The following is an 18,004-nucleotide window of genomic DNA, read 5'->3' as shown; positions in this document are numbered from 1 at the left end:
GTTACAGGTTACAGGAAAAAACTTGTGTAATTAATTCTGTCTGATTACTTATACTTCAATACAGTTCAGTTAAGCAATTTTTTCCTTCTCTTTCTTCTCTCTGCGTCCTCTGCGCCTTGGCGGTTCGTTAAAAAATTGACTTGGATAACAGAGTTTTAGCCTTAACTGAACCGTATTGACTTATACTTAACTTTTTTCCAAAAAAAAATCGAATTGCTATATTTTATTTTAGTAATTATGACCTCAATTAGTATATTTATACTATTAAATAGATTTGCTGATGTCCATAAAAAATAGGGGTCTAAGTTTCTGTTTACTGAGACGTTAAGTTACTACGGTGTCTTTGTCGGGCTTAGTTTGAGAGGATTATGGGACGGCAAACATCGTAAATAATATTATGCTAGAAAAATAGAGTTTGCTAATTAGAATGCTAATCATATACTTATAATGTACTATACAATGCCCTACCAATAAGTATGACATCACTGATTGGGCATATTTGTCCTTTGCTTAATTGTGAGTAGTCATACTGATTAATGTCTCTCTGGGTAATGATCCTTCTGGTGCGTCTAACACCAGTTGTTCATTAGGGAAACTATGCTAATTGCTTCTCTCTTGGCACTAGCCTCTTCTTTTGGGAGACGAGGAGATATAGCGCGTAGCTTGCTTCCTTATAAAGGTAACAAATTAGGGAACCCGCCCAAGGCACTGGCTCACCAATGACTAATGACTAATAACTAATGACTGAACCATTGATTGAACTGAAAGGTGTTTCTAAGTCCTTTGGTAGCCATAAAGTTCTAGATAATGTAGACTTGACTATTTACCGGGGAGAAGCACTGGGGATTATTGGGCCATCGGGGACTGGTAAATCAACAATTTTACGGGTAATAGCGGGGTTACTGACTACCGATGAAGGAGAAATTTATGTGCAAGGGGTGCGGCGAGACGGTTTAATTGAGGATGGTGGCCAGCAGGTTGGTATTGGTATGGTGTTTCAGCAGGCGGCGCTATTTGATTCGCTGACGGTAGAGGAGAATGTGGGATTTTTACTTTATCAAAATTCAAAACTGTCGCGATCGCGCATTCGAGATTTGGTACACGAAAAATTGGAAATGGTCGGTTTGCCATCAATCAGCGACCTTTATCCAGCCGAACTTTCTGGGGGAATGCGAAAACGGGTCAGTTTTGCCCGTGCAATTATGTCTAATCCCGATAATCCCTCAGAAGGCCCAGAAGTTCTATTATACGACGAACCGACAGCCGGACTCGATCCCATTGCCTCAACAGTAATCGAAGATTTAATCCGCCATTTGCAATGTTTACATGGAGTTTGTAGTACTTATGCTGTTGTTACCCACCAAGACAGCACTATCCGGCGGACAGCTGATAGACTTATATTTCTCTATGAAGGCAAAGTGCAGTGGCAGGGTACAGTTAGTGAGATATACAACACAGAAAATCCGTTGATAAAACAATTTATAAGTGGCAGTGTGCATGGGCCGATTCAAGTCGTCGGTTAGAAAGTCAAAAGTTAGGAGCTAAACTAATTCGTAATTCGTAATTCGTAATTCGTAATTAAGTTTTGCAACTGGGATTTAGACCCTGCAACAAAACAAGACGTTGTTAGAAGTGAAGGACTTAACCCACTAGAATTTTCTAAAGATGAGGAGCGAGAGTTAAATTCAACTCCTAACTCATAACTCATAACTCCTAACTTCCAACTCCTAACTCCCAACTCATAACTAATTATTGGTGGAGGCAAAAAATGCGAGGTCTGATGACAAGCCGCTTCGCTTCTGGGCGAACATTTAGAGAAGGCTCTGTAGGGTTGTTGCTCCTGCTAGGACTGGGGGTATTTGGGTTACTCTTTCTGTGGTTAAATAGATTGACTGCTGCTGGTCGTTCATACAAAATTATTGTAGAATTTGCTAACGCTGGCGGGATGCAAAAAGGAACAGTAGTTCGCTATCGAGGCGTGAAAGTAGGAAGTATTTCCAAAATTTTACCAGGGCCAAATGCTATTGATGTAGAAATTGATATTTCCCAAACTGACTTAATTATCCCGCGAAATGTTGTGGTAGAAGCTAATCAAAGTGGATTAATTAGCGAAAGTATTATCGACATTACACCAAAAACAACTTTACCTACTGGGATTGTGCTTGCTAAACCCTTAGATAGAAGTTGTGATAATAATCTCATTGTCTGTAATGGTTCTCGCTTAAAAGGTCAGATTGGCATCAGTGTTGATGAATTAATTCGCAGTTCAACTGAGCTATCGGCTTCATATAATAACCCCAAATTTTATAGAAATGTAAATAGGGTTCTAGAAACTACCACAGGTGCAGCATCTAGTTTTACTGAGCTAAGTCAGGATTTACAAGGTTTGACTAAAAGCTTGCGACAACAACTCAATACATTTTCAACCACTGCTAATTCAGTGCAACGAGCGACAAATCAACTTAATGCATCGGCGAGTCAAACACTAAATAACTTCGGTACAACTGCAAATCAAGCAAATCGTTTGCTCACCAACCTAGATAATCTCTTAACAACAAATCGTTCTTCACTAGTTGGCGCTTTAAATAATATCACCGAAACCAGCAACCAACTACGTGTTACAGTCAGTAGCCTATCACCATCTGTCAATCGATTGACTCAAGGACAATTACTCAACAATTTAGAAACTCTTTCAGCAAATGCAGCGCAAGCTTCAGCTAATTTACGCGATGCTTCTAAAACTTTAAACGATCCCAAAAATGCGGTGTTGCTGCAACAAACTTTAGATTCAGCACGAGTAACCTTTGAAAATACCCAAAAAATTACATCTGATTTAGATGAATTGACAGGCGATCCTAATTTCCGAAAAAATTTACGGCAATTGGTGAATGGTTTAAGTGGTTTAGTCTCTTCTACACAAGAGATGCAGCAACAAATACAAGTTGCTACTACTTTAGATACAGTAAAAGCTGCTGTGAACAAACAAAATAATCTAATTCCTAACCCAGCACCAACCCAACAGGCGATGTCTCATGACAAGTCGCTACCCGTTTACAGAGTTAATCCTTTGCCTACTAATTTTGAAAGTACTGAAATCACCCTTGAACCAACTCCCAGTCCGTCTATCTCTAACTCATCCCAAGAAGTTCTGTTGAAGCAGTTGCGGGAGTATGGTGAGCAACGGAAGCAAGTGGAGACAGGGAAAGAGGCAACACAGCTTGACAATTTGAAGTAACATATTTTACTGTTTATACAGTGTGTTGTAACTCATCGACACCACTCATCAGAACCTTGAAAACCGCATAATTCCGTTGACTGGTGTCGATTGTTTGCACAGTAAGGGTTTCAGGCTGTAAAATTAGTCGCTTATTGATAATTAATTAATAGTTATTGATAATTCAAAAAGTGGTGCCGATTTGGGGGTCTTAAACCCTTGCTCTGTAAGGTTTCCAAAAGGTAACTCTTTACATAACCACTTCCCCTAACGGGGATGGAAACACGCCGATAGCTTCGATTCTTTGAACTTGGGAAAGCTTTACATAACCACTTCCCCTAACGGGGATGGAAACACATTACCATTGCCTGTACGCCCCTTCACTTCAACTTTACATAACCACTTCCCCTAACGGGGATGGAAACTCAACTAGAGTTACAAATTGTTCATCTAAATTTTCAGGACTTTACATAACCACTTCCCCTAACGGGGATGGAAACGAGCAGGAGCGGAGATAGATGGAGAAGTTGGAACAGTTCTTTACATAACCACTTCCCCTAACGGGGATGGAAACAAAAGTTTAGCGGATTTTAGCAAGCTGAACTGATTATCTTTACATAACCACTTCCCCTAACGGGGATGGAAACCAAATCGTTGAACTGTTGAATAACGTATCCTTTTTGTCTTTACATAACCACTTCCCCTAACGGGGATGGAAACCTATTTGACATGACTATTCTCTCCATGTGTAAAACAGCTTTACATAACCACTTCCCCTAACGGGGATGGAAACGAAGTCAAGCCGATGCTCACCGTGATTTTTAAATCGACTTTACATAACCACTTCCCCTAACGGGGATGGAAACCCTACACTGAATGTCACAGTAGCCTTCACAACGAACATACTTTACATAACCACTTCCCCTAACGGGGATGGAAACATTAAGTATCCTCCATCAACAATAGAAAAAATTACTTTACATAACCACTTCCCCTAATGGGGATGGAAACAATAAGTCATAGACATATTTGATTTGCTGCTGTTGACTTTACATAACCACTTCCCCTAACGGGGATGGAAACGTTTTTTACGAAGTTGTTCGCTTCAGACACAGCTTGACTTTACATAACCACTTCCCCTAACGGGGATGGAAACATTTTGGAGACCTTTCTTTTATTTGCTTCATTTAGGCGCATCTTCTGATTGGTATTGAGTACTCAAAACTGCTGAACCACTACAAGACCAGCAATTATCAAGCGCCATACTTGGGCAAAATCCCTATCGATATCTGGATCGCTCCATTCGGATGCGTGTGCTGGATGATGAAATCGAACTGTCGCTTGAAATACTGCCTTGGCTGCTGCTTGCGGATCAGTTACCCCAAACTCATTACTGGAAATACCGCTCTCGACGATCGCAGTGACTTGCCTAAGCAGTTCAGTAACGTGAGCTTCAACTACTCCTCGTGCCTCTTGGGTAATCGCTGAATAGGTTGCAAATAACTCTGGTTCTTTCAAAACTTTTTGACGTTTCAGAGTCATGAGTTGCTCAAACCATCGGTGCAACCGTTCTCTGGCGGAACCTGGCTCTTGGGCGATCGCTGCTAACGGTGTGGAAACCCGATGCAGCCAGCGTTCTGCTACTGCATCGCGCAGGGCAGCCTTGCTGGGAAAATGCCGATAAATCGTGCCGTGGCTCACCTCTAAAAAACGAGCCACATCGACGACTGTTGCCTTTGCCAGACCGTAACGACGCAAAACTTCTTCTGCTGCATCGAGAATCCGCTCCGGTGTCAAAGGTGAATCATTCATGCGATAACTTTTTTACCTCTTTTCACTATCGAGCATTGCCATTTGTTCTGGGCCATAGCGATCGCCTGCGACGGCATTTAGTGGCACGGCTGCCTCAATCCGGGCGATATCATCCTTATTTAAGTGTAAATCCAATGCACCCAGAGCTTCATTTAAGCGATCGCAACGCCGTGCGCCAATTAACGGTATGATGTCGTTCCCCCGTGACAGCACCCAAGCAATTGCCACTTGAGCAACCGTTGCATTCTGTTCTTGGGCAATCAGGCGCAGGGCTTCCACTAGCAACAAATTGCGATCTAGATTCTCTCCAGAGAAGCGGGGTAGATGTACTCGATAGTCTTGCGCTTGCTCAGAGCGTTCTTTCGACCAATAATCGCTCAACAATCCCCGTGAGAGGACTCCATAAGCGGTGACAGCAATGCCCAATTCCCGCACGGTTGGGAGAATGTCATCTTCAATGCCACGACTCAGGAGGGAATATTCAATCTGAAGCAAAGCGATTGGATGAGTCTTATGAGCGCGCCGAATTGTATCTGCACCCACTTCAGATAAACCAATCTGGCGAACATATCCAGCTTTCACCATTTCGCTAATCGCCCCAATAGTCTCTTCAATAGGCACTTTCGGATCGAGCCGGGCTGGTTGGTAAAGGTCAATGTAATCGGTTCCCAGCCGTTTCAATGTATAGGCAAGTGAAGTCTTTACGGCTTCAGGACGACCATCGAAGCCAAGAAAGTTGCCATCAGGAGAGCGCAGCGCACCGAATTTGACAGCAATGAAGACATTTTCCCGCCGTCCTGTTAAGGCTTCATTTAGCAGCAATTCATTGTGTCCCATGCCGTAAAAGTCGCCTGTATCTAGTAAGTTAATACCTGCATCAAGGGCTGCATGAATTGTTGCAATACTTTCCTTGCGATCGGCTGGCCCATAAACATCAGACATACCCATACAGCCAAGCCCAAGCGCCGATATTGTTGAACCGTTTTTTCCGAGTTGACGCGACAACATAGCAACTTCTCCACTGTGGTGATAAAACTATGATAATCAGTCAAGTGACAAAAATCAATATCTGTCATTCAATCTTTGTTAAAAAACTATTGGCATCATGTCTGATTAGCGGTGCTGTAGTAGCGATCGCAATTTGTTATTTTTTACTCAAGTCAGGGAACTCTATGAATACGATTCAGTAATTCGTGCAGCATTAACCACAGAAAGGCTTTCCGTAGGTGGTTGTTGTAGGTTTAGTTGAACTGTGTTGTAAGGATAACTTTGAGTTTTGAGGATCGGCTGATGGATAAATCAATTATTCAGTTGGTTGACGAATTACCAACTGACAATATTACTGTCAAAGTTTTAAAGGCTCTTGATTACGTAGCACCAGGTGAATGGAGCAATCTGACAGGGTTTGACAATAGTATTCGCAGCATTACAGGAGAAACCGATGCAAAGGTGATTCAGAGAATCCGCGATCGCGCTGCCGTCTTATACCAAGATCCTCAAAAAGGCTACGAGTTTGCAATCAAACTTTATCAAACAATTGATAAGGCAGATACAGCTATGGCAACAGCAGCTTTAGCGAATAAAGTTAGTGAGAAAATCGGCTTTCTATCTTTTTTAGGCAACATTACTCCCAAAGCTGATGTCACTCAATCCATTGACTTGGCACTGAAAATCGCCGTCGAAATCATCGCCTTTTGCAAACTAAATGGTATTCCTCAACCTAACCCCCAAGAGTTTGCTAATTCCCTTGCTAACAACTATCAAAATGCATCCCTAATGCGGATGGTAGCTTTAGTTTGTATAGACGGAATTATGCCATTAGGCCCAGATTTTCTCAGCAAGATTCACAGCGTTATTAGTGGTGCTGATACTGGCGCAATCACTCAAAATCCGGTTTTCTTAGGCATCAATAACTTTCTCCCAGGTAGTAATCCCTCTGATAAAGTTGGTTTTATCAGTCAGAGTTTTAACTCCGTGCAAGGCTGGATGAATAACTTAGTATCGAAAACAGGTATAACTCCGCAATCAATTTCTAGTCATTTGGGTAATTTTATTCAGATTGCTGATGATAATTTAGATTTTGTTGCCGCATTCCTAGATCAAACTACCAATTACTACGAACATACAGGAACTCAAACAGTCGCTCGTGGCTTGATTTTGGAAGCTTACGCTTTAGTAAAAGAAGAAATTAAACAAGAACAACAAAAGCTGATCCAAGATGTTTCGTCTGCTTCTGCTGTCAAGTCAGATAAAAATCAGTATGAAGTCAGCAAAACTGTAGAAGTTTGGGATAGTGAAGACGAAGATTGGTATCAGGGAACAATTGAGAAAATCCAAGATGACCAATTCTTTATTCATTACCTTGGCTATGGTTCATCTTATGACGAGTGGGTAGGCGAAGATGACATTCGGACTCGCGATCTTCGCGCTGCTGATGACAATGGATATGCAGTGGGTCAAAAAGTAAAATGCTGGGATGATGAGCAAGAGGCTTGGTATTCTGCAACGATTCAGCAAATCCAAAATCAGCAATACTTTGTTCACTATGCTGGTTATGATTCATCTTATGATGAGTGGGTCGATAGCGACGAAATTTCTTAACTATTGAATTAGCACGGGGGCGGCGATCGCAATATCTCTGATGGGCTATTCGGTGTCGCGCCCTGTGCTAGTGGTCTATCAAATTCATTTTGACGGTTAGAGAGACGCGATAAATCGCCGTCTCTACAAGGATTTTATCCATCAATTATTTATTGACAGACTACTAGTGGTCTATCGCACTAATTTTACTGAGTTTTCAGAAATAATGACACGAACCACTAGCTAGCATATAGTACTTTTAAAAAGTATAAATTATTTTGACACTTGCGCTACTATATCCCCTATTGCCTTCATGCAATGTACGTAAGGAGTAGTGCAGGTTAAATATGAACATGATAGAAGAATTTAGTACACAGCGTACAGAGAATCTGGTTGCGATCGCAGAGCAATTCGCCCAACAGGGAAAGGTTACAGATGTTAAACCATTTGGCAGTGGTAATATCAATGACACCTTTTTAGTGACTTTAGATTCCTCGAAAGAACAATATTTTGTCTTGCAACGCATCAATACGCAGGTGTTTCGCCAGCCAAAACTGATTATGCAGAATATGCGTACCTTCACTGACCATGTTCATAAACGGTTACAGCACAGCCCCTTGAATCGTCGTTGGGAAGTACCGCGCGTACTATTAACTAAGGATGCAGAAGACCACTTTCAGGATGCAGACGGCTGCTTTTGGCGGGCGATTAGCTTTATTGAAGGCTCCCAGTCTTTTGATACTATGGGCGATCGCTTACAAGCGCAAGAAATAGGTTATGCCTTGGGGATGTTCCACAATTTAATCAGCGATTTGCCACCAGAAAAACTAGCTGACACCCTTGAAGGATTTCATATTACACCGCTTTATCTCCAGCATTACCAAGAAGCGTTGGCGAAAACTAGTGCGCGTCAATCTGCCGAAGTTAATTATTGTTTACAGTTTGTTAGCGATCGCCAAGGCTTTGCACATATCCTAGAAAATGCCAAAGCTGAGGGCAAATTACCTCTGCGTTTGATGCACGGCGATCCAAAAATTAATAACGTCATGTTCGACATTGTTACCCAGCAAGCCGTGAGTGTGATCGACCTCGACACCGTTAAACCTGGTTTGGTACATTACGATATTGGCGATTGTTTGCGATCGGGCTGCAATCCGGCTGGAGAAGAAACAGAGAACTGGAAAAGTGTCTATTTTGACACCGATCTATGCCAGGGAATCTTGCAAGGTTATCTGTCTGTAGCGAAAGCATTTCTTACCGAGAATGACTATGCATATATATACGATGCCATCCGTCTTATCGCCTTTGAATTAGGATTGAGATTTTTTGCTGATTATTTAGCTGGGAATACCTACTTTAAAATAAAGCACCCAGAACATAACTTGGCAAGAGCGATCGTCCAGTTTAAGCTTACCGAAAGTATTGAATCTCAAAAAACGCAGATTTGTAATATTATCAAAGATATGAAATGAACAACCAGACATTTTCTCTACAACCCTTTCCTTCTAATGAATCACCGCCTAATTTGAAAATTACAGGCAATATTACCCGAAATGGTAATCAACTTGCCATCCGCTATATGCTTGAAGGCGATTTAAAAGAAATTACGATTTTTCCCCCATCAAACACACCATCACGCAAGGATGAATTGTGGAAAGACACGTGCTTCGAGTTATTTATTGGCATCAAGAACTCTGCGCGATATTGGGAATTCAACCTATCACCCGCCGGACACTGGAATATCTATCGGCTTGATGGGTATCGTGAAGGAATGCAAGAGGAAACTGCTTTTCAAAACCTACCCTTTCATGTTCAAAATCAAGGTAACAGTTTAGCACTAGCTTTAAATATTGATTTGGATAAAATTATCTTAGCAAAACAAGCTATTGAAATTGGCATTACTACTGTCATCAAAGATAGAGATGGTAAGGTGACTTACTGGGCGCTAACTCATAGAGGTGCAGAAGCTGATTTTCATTTGCGAGATAGTTTTATCATTGAGTTGTGAGTTATATCTGAAATGACTACGGGAATACTAGTAACCCAAGTTGCGGGTTATAAAATTCTTGATGTTTCATAAGTTTCTTTTTGCCGATGCCAAGTCATGTTGCTTTTTCCATTAAACTGGCAATTCTGACAGCCGTTGCTGATAATAATTTTAGAGGTAATTATTCAAGAGGTCTGATTGTGGTCTTTGCTCAAAGCAGTCCCTGTGATGTAATAGCAACTCGCCTCACATTAGACGAGTATCGGGCTATGGAAGAAACTAACCCAGAACGCCATGAATACCGTAATGGAGAGGTTATTACTATGTCGGGAGGTTCCGAAGCTCACAGTGCGATCGCTAGCAACTTATTAATTTACTTGGGGTTTTTGCTCAGAGACAGCAATTTTCGTTTATATAATAGCGACTTGCGAGTTTGGATTCCTGAATATCAATGTGGTACTTATACTGATTTGATGGTTGTAAATGGCGAACCAGAGTTGAATGGCATACGCAATGATGAAATTCTTAATCCAATACTTATTGTCGAAGTTTTATCGCCCTCTACCGAAGCTTATGACCGAGGTGAGAAGTTCAGAAAATATCGCTCTCTTGCCAGCTTTTGTGAATATTTGCTTGTGAGCCAAACTGAACCCTACATTGAGCAGTATCACAACTTAGATCGTAACAGTAATGATCGCTGGTTATGGCAGGTTCACTGTAACCTTGAGCGGGCAGTTGTTTTGCACAGTTTAAACGTAGAAATTCCTATGACTGAAATCTATCGTCGCATTAATTTTTAAAGATACCTCAAGAGCGGGTGATTACTACGGCAACCCTTTCAGAGAAAGCACTTCAACTAAAGAGCGTTTATCACTAACAATATTGAACCGAGTAGATGGTGGATCGTTCTAATTATGCCAATCGCTTGACATTTTTATTATTTTTAACCACAGATTCACATAGATAATTAATCTATGTGAATCTGTGGTTTAATTTTCATAAAATTGACTTTTGCAAAAAGTTTACTGTTTCATTCAACAGATGAAACACTTGGTATTGCAGAACGAATTGCACTAATAAAGTTTTGGGCATAATTCTGCGTTGAAAAATCTAGGGCGCGTTGCCTAGCAGCTATTCCCGCATTCCGGGCAAATTCTTGTTCGTCAAGATAACGGAGAATTGCGATCGCTAATTTATCCGCATCGCCGTAAGGTGTTAATAGTCCATTCATCCCATCGGTAATAATTTCTGTCGGGCCGCCTGCATCGCCAGCAATTACAGGCTTACCTAGCGCCATCGCCTCAATAATCACAATTCCAAAGGGTTCTTTATCCGAGGCATGAACGAATACATCCATCGCCTGCACCCACTCAGGGATATTACGCTGTAACCCAGCCATAATTACTTGCTCTTTTAAGCCCAAGTTTGTGATTTCTGCTTTTAAGAACTCCTCATAGTCGGGTTCTAAATCGTGCTTACCGCCAACCACCACACAATGGGCATCAGGATACTTCTCTAAAATTTTGGGCATTGCTTGCACCAATACGTGCATTCCCTTCCATCGTTGCAATCGTCCCACAATTCCAATCAACGGCCCGTGTAAAGGTAAGCCGAGTTTACGCCGTGCTTCTTCAGGAGTTGGCAAAGCATTAGGCTCAAATCGGTCTAGCGCGACACCAGGATAAACCAAAGGTGTTGGTCTATGAGGCCAAATCTCTGCTTGTGCTTGCTTGCCATCTTGGGAAAGAGTGATAATTGCGCGGGCTGGGATTAAAGTAGCGAGTCGCACCAACCAAGTTTTATCGCTAGGTACTTCTAGTTGATACCAGACAGCAGGCAGCCCTGCCAACATTGCCGCCAAACCTCCAGATATATGCGTAATCCACATCCAATTGACAATTATATCTGCACGTTCGCGGCGTGCGATCGCAGCTATCTGAAAAACAGCGCCAATAAAACGGTGGATTTGGCGCAAACGCCCACTTTCCACAACTCGCGCATCAATACCAAGGGACTTTACTTGTTCTACCATTGGGCCGTGTTCTAAAAATATCACTAGCCACTCAACACCAGCATTACGTCCTTGCTGTACCAAATCCCACAGCATCATCTCACCGCCGCCTCGTTGTTCGGCTAGTGGCATTACAATAATTGCTTTCATAATTTATATCAGTCCTATTTAAGTTGTAAGATTTTGTTTTTTAACTCAATTCATATTTATCAAACAGAATTCAGGAGTCAGGAGTCAGAATTCAAAATAAATTCTGTACGACTTGCGGATAGCGCAGCGTCTCGTAGAGAGGAACGAGTGTCGTGTCTTGATTCTGACTCCTGAATTCTGACTTCTGAATTCTTCTTCAAGAATTCTTCGGATTGCTATAGTATTTATGTCCTGCCATCGCCATAGCTAAAAATCCCCAAAGAATCATCCCTGCTACACTTAACATTCCGCTACCAATAATTAGCTGTGTAGCAGAACTTATCCCAATGGCGCGGGCAGCACTAATAAAACTATCAAAACGCCCCTCACTATAACTGCTAACACTAATAATTAACAAAATTAATCCACCCATATAAAAGATAGCTCCAAACCAACCAAGGGTGAAAAACATATCTAAAATGCCACTATCAATTACCACAACTTCAATTTGACCAGTCTTTTCATTAACTTTCCAAATATTTCCTAAGCCGTTACCCAAACCATTAGAAAGGGCTAGACCAAGGTTTTTGTCATAACTTCCCGATCTATCTTTAAAACTTGTATCATCTTGAAGATTAGAAAAAGTTTCCAAACGGGCTGACACAACCCCAGCAATTGGCTCAATAGTTGTTAATGGCACAACACAAATTGCCATCACCGCAATTATGATAATTAAGCGCATTTGAATTCGTGCCTTAACTGAACCCACGATCATAATTATTCCAAATAACCAGCCTCCCCAATTAGTCCGCGCTTGTGTTAGCAAAAAGGATAAATAGCCAACAGCTGAAGCAGGAAAAATTAAACTTCCTGAACTGGTAAATAATAACAGTAAACCAGCTTGCATGACGGAACCAAAAGGCCCGACTGAGTGCAATGTACTCCAGACACGCATCCCGAAAGGTACAGGGTTTCCAGAACTCATGAATAGTTTTGATTGGATGAGCCAATACCTATCCCACTCAGGAGCTACTACGAATTGATATATGCCATAAGTTCCTAAAATTAACACACACCAAAGAAATGTTCGCTGAATATTCTGGCGATAACTAGGATAATCTCGCCAGTTTATAAATAAGTGAAAAGCGAAGATAATCGGACTGAGCCAATCCAGCAACCCGCGTGCTACAGGGATTGGTGGATTATAAATCAGACCGATGAGAAACCCATAAAAGACTCCAATAAAAGCCATAACAAACGGCAAACCTCCTTGACGTGAGGCACGGGGAAAATGTCGTAAGAATGTGGCGATAGTTACAAATACCACCAAATATGGTGCTATGAGCATCTGGCGGGTAGCATCCCAACCTACCCGATAATCAACTAAGCGGGTAGCTAAGGGTGTGAGAAACCAAATCCACCAGGTAAAGCTGATGTAGAGAATGGGATGCCGCAAGTATAAAAACACCGCTACAACTAAAGCTGTCACCGGATAAATTAGGCGCAATGCAGCAGTAGCACCAGCAAAATAGCAAACTACAATTAGTAGTATAAAGCCTGCGATCGCCATCCACCCCTGCTGCGATCGCTCTTGGGGAGAATAGTTTTCTTCTAAAAAACTATTGAAAAGTATCTGCTTAGAATTCATTCAATTTTAGATGTACATATACATAAATTTGGCAGATTCCAAAATTACGAATTACGAATTACGAATTACGAATTCTTTATACCCTTGCCAGCGTCCCCGCCAAGATGCCAGCAATTTTTTCCCCGCCAACTGCCCTTGGCTAGGTAAAAATCTCAACCATTGTACGAAACCCAAACTATCGCACGTACCCACAAATACTGCCCAGAATAAAAATACAATCCGGCGGATGAATGGCAAATGCTCTAGTAAAACTAAGGTTTCATTATGAACTAAATTAATAAAGGCAATCTCGTTAAAATTATTTCGCTGATCTTCATCAAAACGTTGTGCAGGATAGTGATCTACAGCAACATTAGGATCGTAAATTATCTTCCAACCAGCCCGCTTTAATGTTAGAGTAAATGCCATTTCAAAATGTACTTGCGCCCCAGTACCACGCATCCGCTCGTCAAAGCGCAATTGTCCGATGGCCTCTTTACGAAAACTCATGTTTACGCCTTTGAGAATATCGACTTCGCGGGGTTCTCCCACTCCCAGATGATGGTTGCCAATCACTCGCCCAAACCACTGCAACTGTCCCACTACTGGGCGGGATTCATCTTCTAATTTGTTGCCGTGGTATACCCAATCACGCCCTCCCAAACCGCCGAGGCGACTATCTGAGGTAAAGTAAGCGGCGATGCGCTCTAACCAATCTGGGTGGGGTGCAGCATCATCATCAGTAATGGAGACAATATCGCCCTCCACTGCTGCTAGTCCGGCATTGAGGGCTGCTACTACCCCTGGTTGTGTCACTTTCACAGTATGCAGAGGCAGATTGGGCGCGTTTAATTGCGCCAGGAATTGCCAAGTATCTGCATCCGTATCGCGGACAACCACTATCACCTGATCGACGGGTTTAATTTGCTCCTGTAGCGCCAAAAGGCAGCGTGATAGGTCTTGTGGACGGCGATAAGTTGGTATCAGAACGGTGTTCCGCATTGCTTAACTCCTCGAATAAATCCACATAAGTTTGTGCCATAGTAGTCCAGCTATGTTTTTCTGCCACAGAACGAGCAGCTTTACCCATTTGTTGGATGAGGGCGGGACTACTCACCAAGGACATCAACGCCACAGCCAAAGCATCAATATCATCTGAGTCGGGTAAGACGATGCCACATTCTGGTGTCACCAACTCTCCGCCTCCGGTGGCTGAGGCAGTAATTACTGGCAGCCCTGAAGAAAGTGCTTCTAACAATACGAGGCTGCAAGCTTCGTATCGGGAAGGAAAAACAAATAAATCTACTCCTTGCATAATTTGGGGGATATCACGGCGAAATCCCACAAAATGCACGCGCTTACTTAACCCCAAAGAGGCTGCTAACTGAGGGAAAGGGCTATTTTGAGTGTGTCCCACTACCACCAAATGTAAATCGGGAACTTTCACCAAGGCGTGCAGTACTGTATCTAAGTTCTTTCTGGGTGTGCGAATATCTCCGGCGAATAATGCTAGGGTGGCATTCTCTGGTAAACCTAACTTTTGGCGATTGGTTTCACCAGGGGCAAACTCTTCTAAGTCAACGCCATTGATGATTACGCGAATGCGAGAACGAGGTACACCAATATTGACTAATTCCTGCGCTACCTTTTCCGATACCGCCACAACAACCTGCGCTTTTTGGAAAGCCTGTTTCTCCCAACGGGCATTAAAAGCCGTAAACAGCCACTGGTATAAACCATATAAATCGCGGCGATTGCGGGAAATATGAACAGGCGATCGCAACCATGAACTATGCACAAAATGTACAGCATTTACATCAGCCGCAGCCAGATTAATTGCGCCATTGACTTTAACTAAATCAATCTCAGAGCGATGTTTGTGCAACCAATCTGTACTTTTTTGAGCAAATATGAAATTACGTAAAAATTCTGTCGGATAGTCTTTGACTGGAATTCTAACCCAATTAACTTGACTATTATTTTCTAGTTCTGGTGCGATTTCACTAGCTAATAATGTAAGTTGATGACCACGACGAATTGCTTCATTAGCAACCTCATAGTTTACCCGTCCCTGTCCATCACCTTTTTTAATTTTATGAGTAACAATACAAAGTTTCATCTACTACCCTCTTAATAATCTAAGCTCACCCATAACTCCAGCCAAATAACTTAAAACCATCTTCTTCTCTTACCTTCGCGCTCTTGGCGTTCTTCTCTAACGAGACGCTGCGCGTTCACGTAGTGTCTCGCAGAGAAGGCGGTTCGTTAAAAAAATATTCTCAGGTAGAGGCAATTCATTAATTACCTCTAAAAAAATCTACTATTTCGACAAATCTATTAATTTGTTTGCAAAAAAATGTGGAGTAAAACTAAGACTTAATGCCACTAAAGTCCGCACATTAAATTTTTGTTTAGTCAGCGCCTGCCAAAAATAAGGACGTGCTACTGCTATCTGTTCACTTCGCAATAAACCAATTCCCAAAGTTGTATTAGCCTCTAACCATTTCTGTTGAAAATATACCCTAAATTGCTGTAAACTAGCGTCTTCCATAAAGACTTGATAACAGAACATTTCGCTTTTAGCTTTACGAATTTTTGCTTGCATATCTCGGCTACCACTGAGCATAGTGTCAGTTTGCTCATGGGCACGATATCGCGTTAATCTTTCTGGATAGTAGTAAGCACCATAACCAGATATGCAACAAAGGTAAGTTAAATATAAATCCCACATTCCGCCAACTTCTGGAGGAATACTATCCCAATTGACTACATTATTGCGAATCACACAAGATGCAGCAGTAGGTATGCTTTTATCAATTAATCCAATTTTATAGAAAGGTTGATGAATTCCTTTTGCTAGTTTGTCTCGCTTATAACCGCGTGTATTTTCTTCAGTTCCAGCATGATTAATTATGCTATCAGCATCTATGATATATTGGTCACAAAAAGCGAGAATTAACTCAGAATTTGCTTCTAGTACTGGTACAAGTTTTGCTAGAAAGTCTTCATTCCAGATATCATCATCATGAAGACTCGCAACATACTTACCTCGCGCCATTTTAAAAGCGTATTGCTGATTAGCAAGCATACCTAGATTTTGCTCATGTCGCCAAAATCTGATGCGTAAATCTTCAAAAGATGCGACAACGGCTTGAGTATTTTCTGCACTGCAATTATCTGAAACAATAATTTCGATATTTCGATAAGTTTGTTTAATAGCACTAGCGATCGCTTGCTTGAGATAATCCGGTCTATTATAGGTAGGGATAATAACGCTGACTAAAGGCTGTTGGCATTCTTGAGATAACGACATATTTTTTTCCTTTATATTTAATAGAGAAAAGATGCACTTTATAAAGTTTCAACTAAACTCAGCTTATTTCACTTGAGGAATGCCATATAATTTTTTCGCTCTCGAAGGAAAGTCAGCTATTGTTTTTGCATAAATTGTTTGCAAATTATTTACATGAGCAGCCATTGTAAATTCCTTCATCAATAAAGCATGGCCTTGTTCGCCCATTTGCCGGCTTTTTTGATAATCTTCATACAAATCATGAATAGCATCAACCAGCTTTTTGATATCATTAGCCGGAACCAGAATACCCGTTTCTCCATCTCGTAAATGTTCTGGGATGCCTCCGACTGCACTACCAATTACAGGACGATAATTAGAGTATGCTTCCAGAGTTACAAGACCGGCAGGTTCAGGCCAAACACTAGGGAATATGACTGTAAAACACTGTTGATAAAGTTGATTTATTTTGTCAGCATCGCACCAACCATGCCAAACAATCCGATTACTTAATCCGAGTGTATTTGCTAACTTTTCTAAGCGGGGTCGTTCCCAGCCTTCACCTGCAATATCAAGTTTAATTTGCGGGTTTGTATGTATTAAGGATTTAAGCAGCCATTCCAGACCTTTATCAGAAACAATGCGACCAACAAACAAAATTCTATGATTTTGGTGAACTTCTAAACTCAGAGGAACAGTCTTTATTTGTGGTACAGAAATACCGCAGTGTAGTGTTACAGTTTGCTCATAGGGTACGCCATTTTTAATCAACTCTTGACGCACATATTCGCTATTAGCAACAAAAGTAATTTTTACCTTTTTTAAGGTATCTAATAACTGATGAGTATTTTGAAGTTCCTTAAGAGTTCTTAACGGTCTACGGCTACCACATTTATCTGCTAATTTACCCCAGGTACAACCTAAGTAAGAGAAATTGCGATCGCAGATTGTCCGTTGCCCTGCTAGATACTTTGTGCCACTAGGACAGTAGAATGAGTGATTATGAACGCTGAAAACCGTCGGACATTCGCCTGTAAGCTGCAATAGTAAATCTGGGCTGTGGATGTGCAGTAGCTTGAATTGGCTTTGGTCAACACCCTTGAGCGATTTTATCACGCGATCGCTAACTTCAGGTGGCCGATGCTCAAACAGAGAAGCTAGATAAGTTTCAACACCTCCACCCTCGCCTACATCAAAATTTGAGCATTGATAAATCAGGTCTTCTTCAAAAACTCCTCTGGGCAATTGTTTATTATTTTGCTTGGCATCATTGATTGAGTTAAGCATTAACCACCATTCTTTACGTTATTATTCATTGAACTCCTCATATAAATAGAGGTTTACTTCATCAA

General features: G+C 41.6%; 14 protein-coding genes and 1 CRISPR repeat array. Of the genes, 6 read left to right on the top strand and 8 right to left on the bottom strand.

The window, feature by feature from the left end:
- The first annotated feature begins 740 nt into the window (after window positions 1-740).
- Both RMZ41_RS07380 and RMZ41_RS07375 read left to right on the top strand, forming a co-directional pair.
- On the top strand, window positions 741-1,523 hold the full coding sequence (locus RMZ41_RS07380; protein WP_322645432.1) for an ABC transporter ATP-binding protein: 783 nt from the start codon (window positions 741-743) through the stop codon (window positions 1,521-1,523).
- Window positions 1,524-1,768: 245 nt separating this feature from the next.
- The gene (locus RMZ41_RS07375) at window positions 1,769-3,235 is read left to right on the top strand and encodes an MlaD family protein (RefSeq protein ID WP_322645433.1); all 1,467 of its coding nucleotides are present in this window, start codon (window positions 1,769-1,771) and stop codon (window positions 3,233-3,235) included.
- 227 nt (window positions 3,236-3,462) lie between these two features.
- A CRISPR array of direct repeats spans window positions 3,463-4,370; the repeat unit is 36 nt; unit sequence CTTTACATAACCACTTCCCCTAACGGGGATGGAAAC.
- 62 nt (window positions 4,371-4,432) lie between these two features.
- Here the strand turns inward: RMZ41_RS07375 and RMZ41_RS07370 are convergent.
- Both RMZ41_RS07370 and RMZ41_RS07365 read right to left on the bottom strand, forming a co-directional pair.
- A complete protein-coding gene (locus RMZ41_RS07370) occupies window positions 4,433-5,026 on the bottom strand; it encodes a TetR family transcriptional regulator (protein WP_322645434.1) in 594 nt (197 codons plus the stop codon).
- A 12-nt stretch (window positions 5,027-5,038) separates the two neighbouring features.
- Window positions 5,039-6,034, bottom strand: coding sequence for an aldo/keto reductase (locus RMZ41_RS07365; RefSeq protein WP_322645435.1), 996 nt, complete (start codon window positions 6,032-6,034; stop codon window positions 5,039-5,041).
- A 282-nt stretch (window positions 6,035-6,316) separates the two neighbouring features.
- Here RMZ41_RS07365 and RMZ41_RS07360 point away from each other — a divergent pair, with 282 nt between their 5' ends.
- The 4 genes from RMZ41_RS07360 (at window position 6,317) to RMZ41_RS07345 (ending at window position 10,393) form a co-directional block, all read left to right on the top strand.
- Window positions 6,317-7,627: a Tudor-knot domain-containing protein gene (locus RMZ41_RS07360; RefSeq protein ID WP_322645436.1), complete on the top strand. Its 1,311-nt coding sequence runs from the start codon at window positions 6,317-6,319 to the stop codon at window positions 7,625-7,627.
- A gap of 332 nt (window positions 7,628-7,959) precedes the next feature.
- Complete coding sequence (locus tag RMZ41_RS07355) at window positions 7,960-9,078, top strand: aminoglycoside phosphotransferase family protein (RefSeq protein ID WP_322645498.1); 1,119 nt, start codon at window positions 7,960-7,962, stop codon at window positions 9,076-9,078.
- On the top strand, window positions 9,075-9,614 hold the full coding sequence (locus RMZ41_RS07350; RefSeq protein WP_322645437.1) for a DOMON-like domain-containing protein: 540 nt from the start codon (window positions 9,075-9,077) through the stop codon (window positions 9,612-9,614). The genes RMZ41_RS07355 and RMZ41_RS07350 overlap by 4 nt, the downstream gene beginning before the upstream one ends.
- 179 nt (window positions 9,615-9,793) lie before the next feature.
- A complete protein-coding gene (locus RMZ41_RS07345; protein ID WP_322645499.1) occupies window positions 9,794-10,393 on the top strand; it encodes a Uma2 family endonuclease in 600 nt (199 codons plus the stop codon).
- A 230-nt stretch (window positions 10,394-10,623) separates the two neighbouring features.
- On the opposite strand, the gene RMZ41_RS07340 is transcribed toward RMZ41_RS07345, so the two are convergent.
- From RMZ41_RS07340 to RMZ41_RS07315, 6 genes are all read right to left on the bottom strand, one after another.
- The gene (locus tag RMZ41_RS07340; RefSeq protein WP_322645438.1) at window positions 10,624-11,754 is read right to left on the bottom strand and encodes a glycosyltransferase family 4 protein; all 1,131 of its coding nucleotides are present in this window, start codon (window positions 11,752-11,754) and stop codon (window positions 10,624-10,626) included.
- A gap of 196 nt (window positions 11,755-11,950) precedes the next feature.
- Window positions 11,951-13,381 (bottom strand): O-antigen ligase domain-containing protein, encoded by a 1,431-nt coding sequence (locus tag RMZ41_RS07335; RefSeq protein ID WP_322645439.1) that lies wholly within the window; start codon window positions 13,379-13,381, stop codon window positions 11,951-11,953.
- A 51-nt stretch (window positions 13,382-13,432) separates the two neighbouring features.
- Entirely contained in the window at window positions 13,433-14,362 is a 930-nt protein-coding gene (locus RMZ41_RS07330) for a glycosyltransferase family 2 protein (protein WP_322645440.1), read from the bottom strand.
- Window positions 14,280-15,479 carry a glycosyltransferase family 4 protein gene (locus RMZ41_RS07325; protein ID WP_322645441.1) on the bottom strand — a complete coding sequence of 400 codons (1,200 nt, stop codon included), beginning with the start codon at window positions 15,477-15,479 and terminating at the stop codon, window positions 14,280-14,282. Before RMZ41_RS07325 ends, RMZ41_RS07330 begins: the two co-directional genes overlap by 83 nt.
- Before the next feature lie 201 nt (window positions 15,480-15,680).
- Window positions 15,681-16,673, bottom strand: coding sequence for a glycosyltransferase family 2 protein (locus RMZ41_RS07320; RefSeq protein WP_322645442.1), 993 nt, complete (start codon window positions 16,671-16,673; stop codon window positions 15,681-15,683).
- Window positions 16,674-16,736: 63 nt separating this feature from the next.
- Window positions 16,737-17,939 (bottom strand): glycosyltransferase family 4 protein, encoded by a 1,203-nt coding sequence (locus RMZ41_RS07315; RefSeq protein ID WP_322645443.1) that lies wholly within the window; start codon window positions 17,937-17,939, stop codon window positions 16,737-16,739.
- Between the last annotated feature and the right edge of the window lie 65 nt (window positions 17,940-18,004).

The organism is Nostoc sp. DedVER02 (assembly GCF_034530675.2).
In the GTDB taxonomy this organism is placed as follows: Bacteria; Cyanobacteriota; Cyanobacteriia; order Cyanobacteriales; family Nostocaceae; genus Nostoc.
The sequence above is the reverse complement of the archived record's forward strand: the minus strand, read 5'-3'. Positions and strand labels throughout refer to the sequence as shown.

Bases quoted from the DNA above. Each gene is read 5' to 3' on its own strand.
- RMZ41_RS07325 (WP_322645441.1), bottom strand. From the start codon at position 15,479: ATGAAACTTTGTATTGTTACTCATAAAATTAAAAAAGGTGATGGACAG.
- RMZ41_RS07360 (WP_322645436.1), top strand. From the start codon at position 6,317: ATGGATAAATCAATTATTCAGTTGGTTGACGAATTACCAACTGACAAT.
- RMZ41_RS07365 (WP_322645435.1), bottom strand. From the start codon at position 6,034: ATGTTGTCGCGTCAACTCGGAAAAAACGGTTCAACAATATCGGCGCTT.
- RMZ41_RS07320 (WP_322645442.1), bottom strand. From the start codon at position 16,673: ATGTCGTTATCTCAAGAATGCCAACAGCCTTTAGTCAGCGTTATTATC.
- RMZ41_RS07330 (WP_322645440.1), bottom strand. From the start codon at position 14,362: ATGCGGAACACCGTTCTGATACCAACTTATCGCCGTCCACAAGACCTA.
- RMZ41_RS07380 (WP_322645432.1), top strand. From the start codon at position 741: ATGACTGAACCATTGATTGAACTGAAAGGTGTTTCTAAGTCCTTTGGT.
- RMZ41_RS07370 (WP_322645434.1), bottom strand. From the start codon at position 5,026: ATGAATGATTCACCTTTGACACCGGAGCGGATTCTCGATGCAGCAGAA.
- RMZ41_RS07315 (WP_322645443.1), bottom strand. From the start codon at position 17,939: ATGCTTAACTCAATCAATGATGCCAAGCAAAATAATAAACAATTGCCC.
- RMZ41_RS07340 (WP_322645438.1), bottom strand. From the start codon at position 11,754: ATGAAAGCAATTATTGTAATGCCACTAGCCGAACAACGAGGCGGCGGT.
- RMZ41_RS07350 (WP_322645437.1), top strand. From the start codon at position 9,075: ATGAACAACCAGACATTTTCTCTACAACCCTTTCCTTCTAATGAATCA.
- RMZ41_RS07355 (WP_322645498.1), top strand. From the start codon at position 7,960: ATGATAGAAGAATTTAGTACACAGCGTACAGAGAATCTGGTTGCGATC.
- RMZ41_RS07375 (WP_322645433.1), top strand. From the start codon at position 1,769: ATGCGAGGTCTGATGACAAGCCGCTTCGCTTCTGGGCGAACATTTAGA.
- RMZ41_RS07335 (WP_322645439.1), bottom strand. From the start codon at position 13,381: ATGAATTCTAAGCAGATACTTTTCAATAGTTTTTTAGAAGAAAACTAT.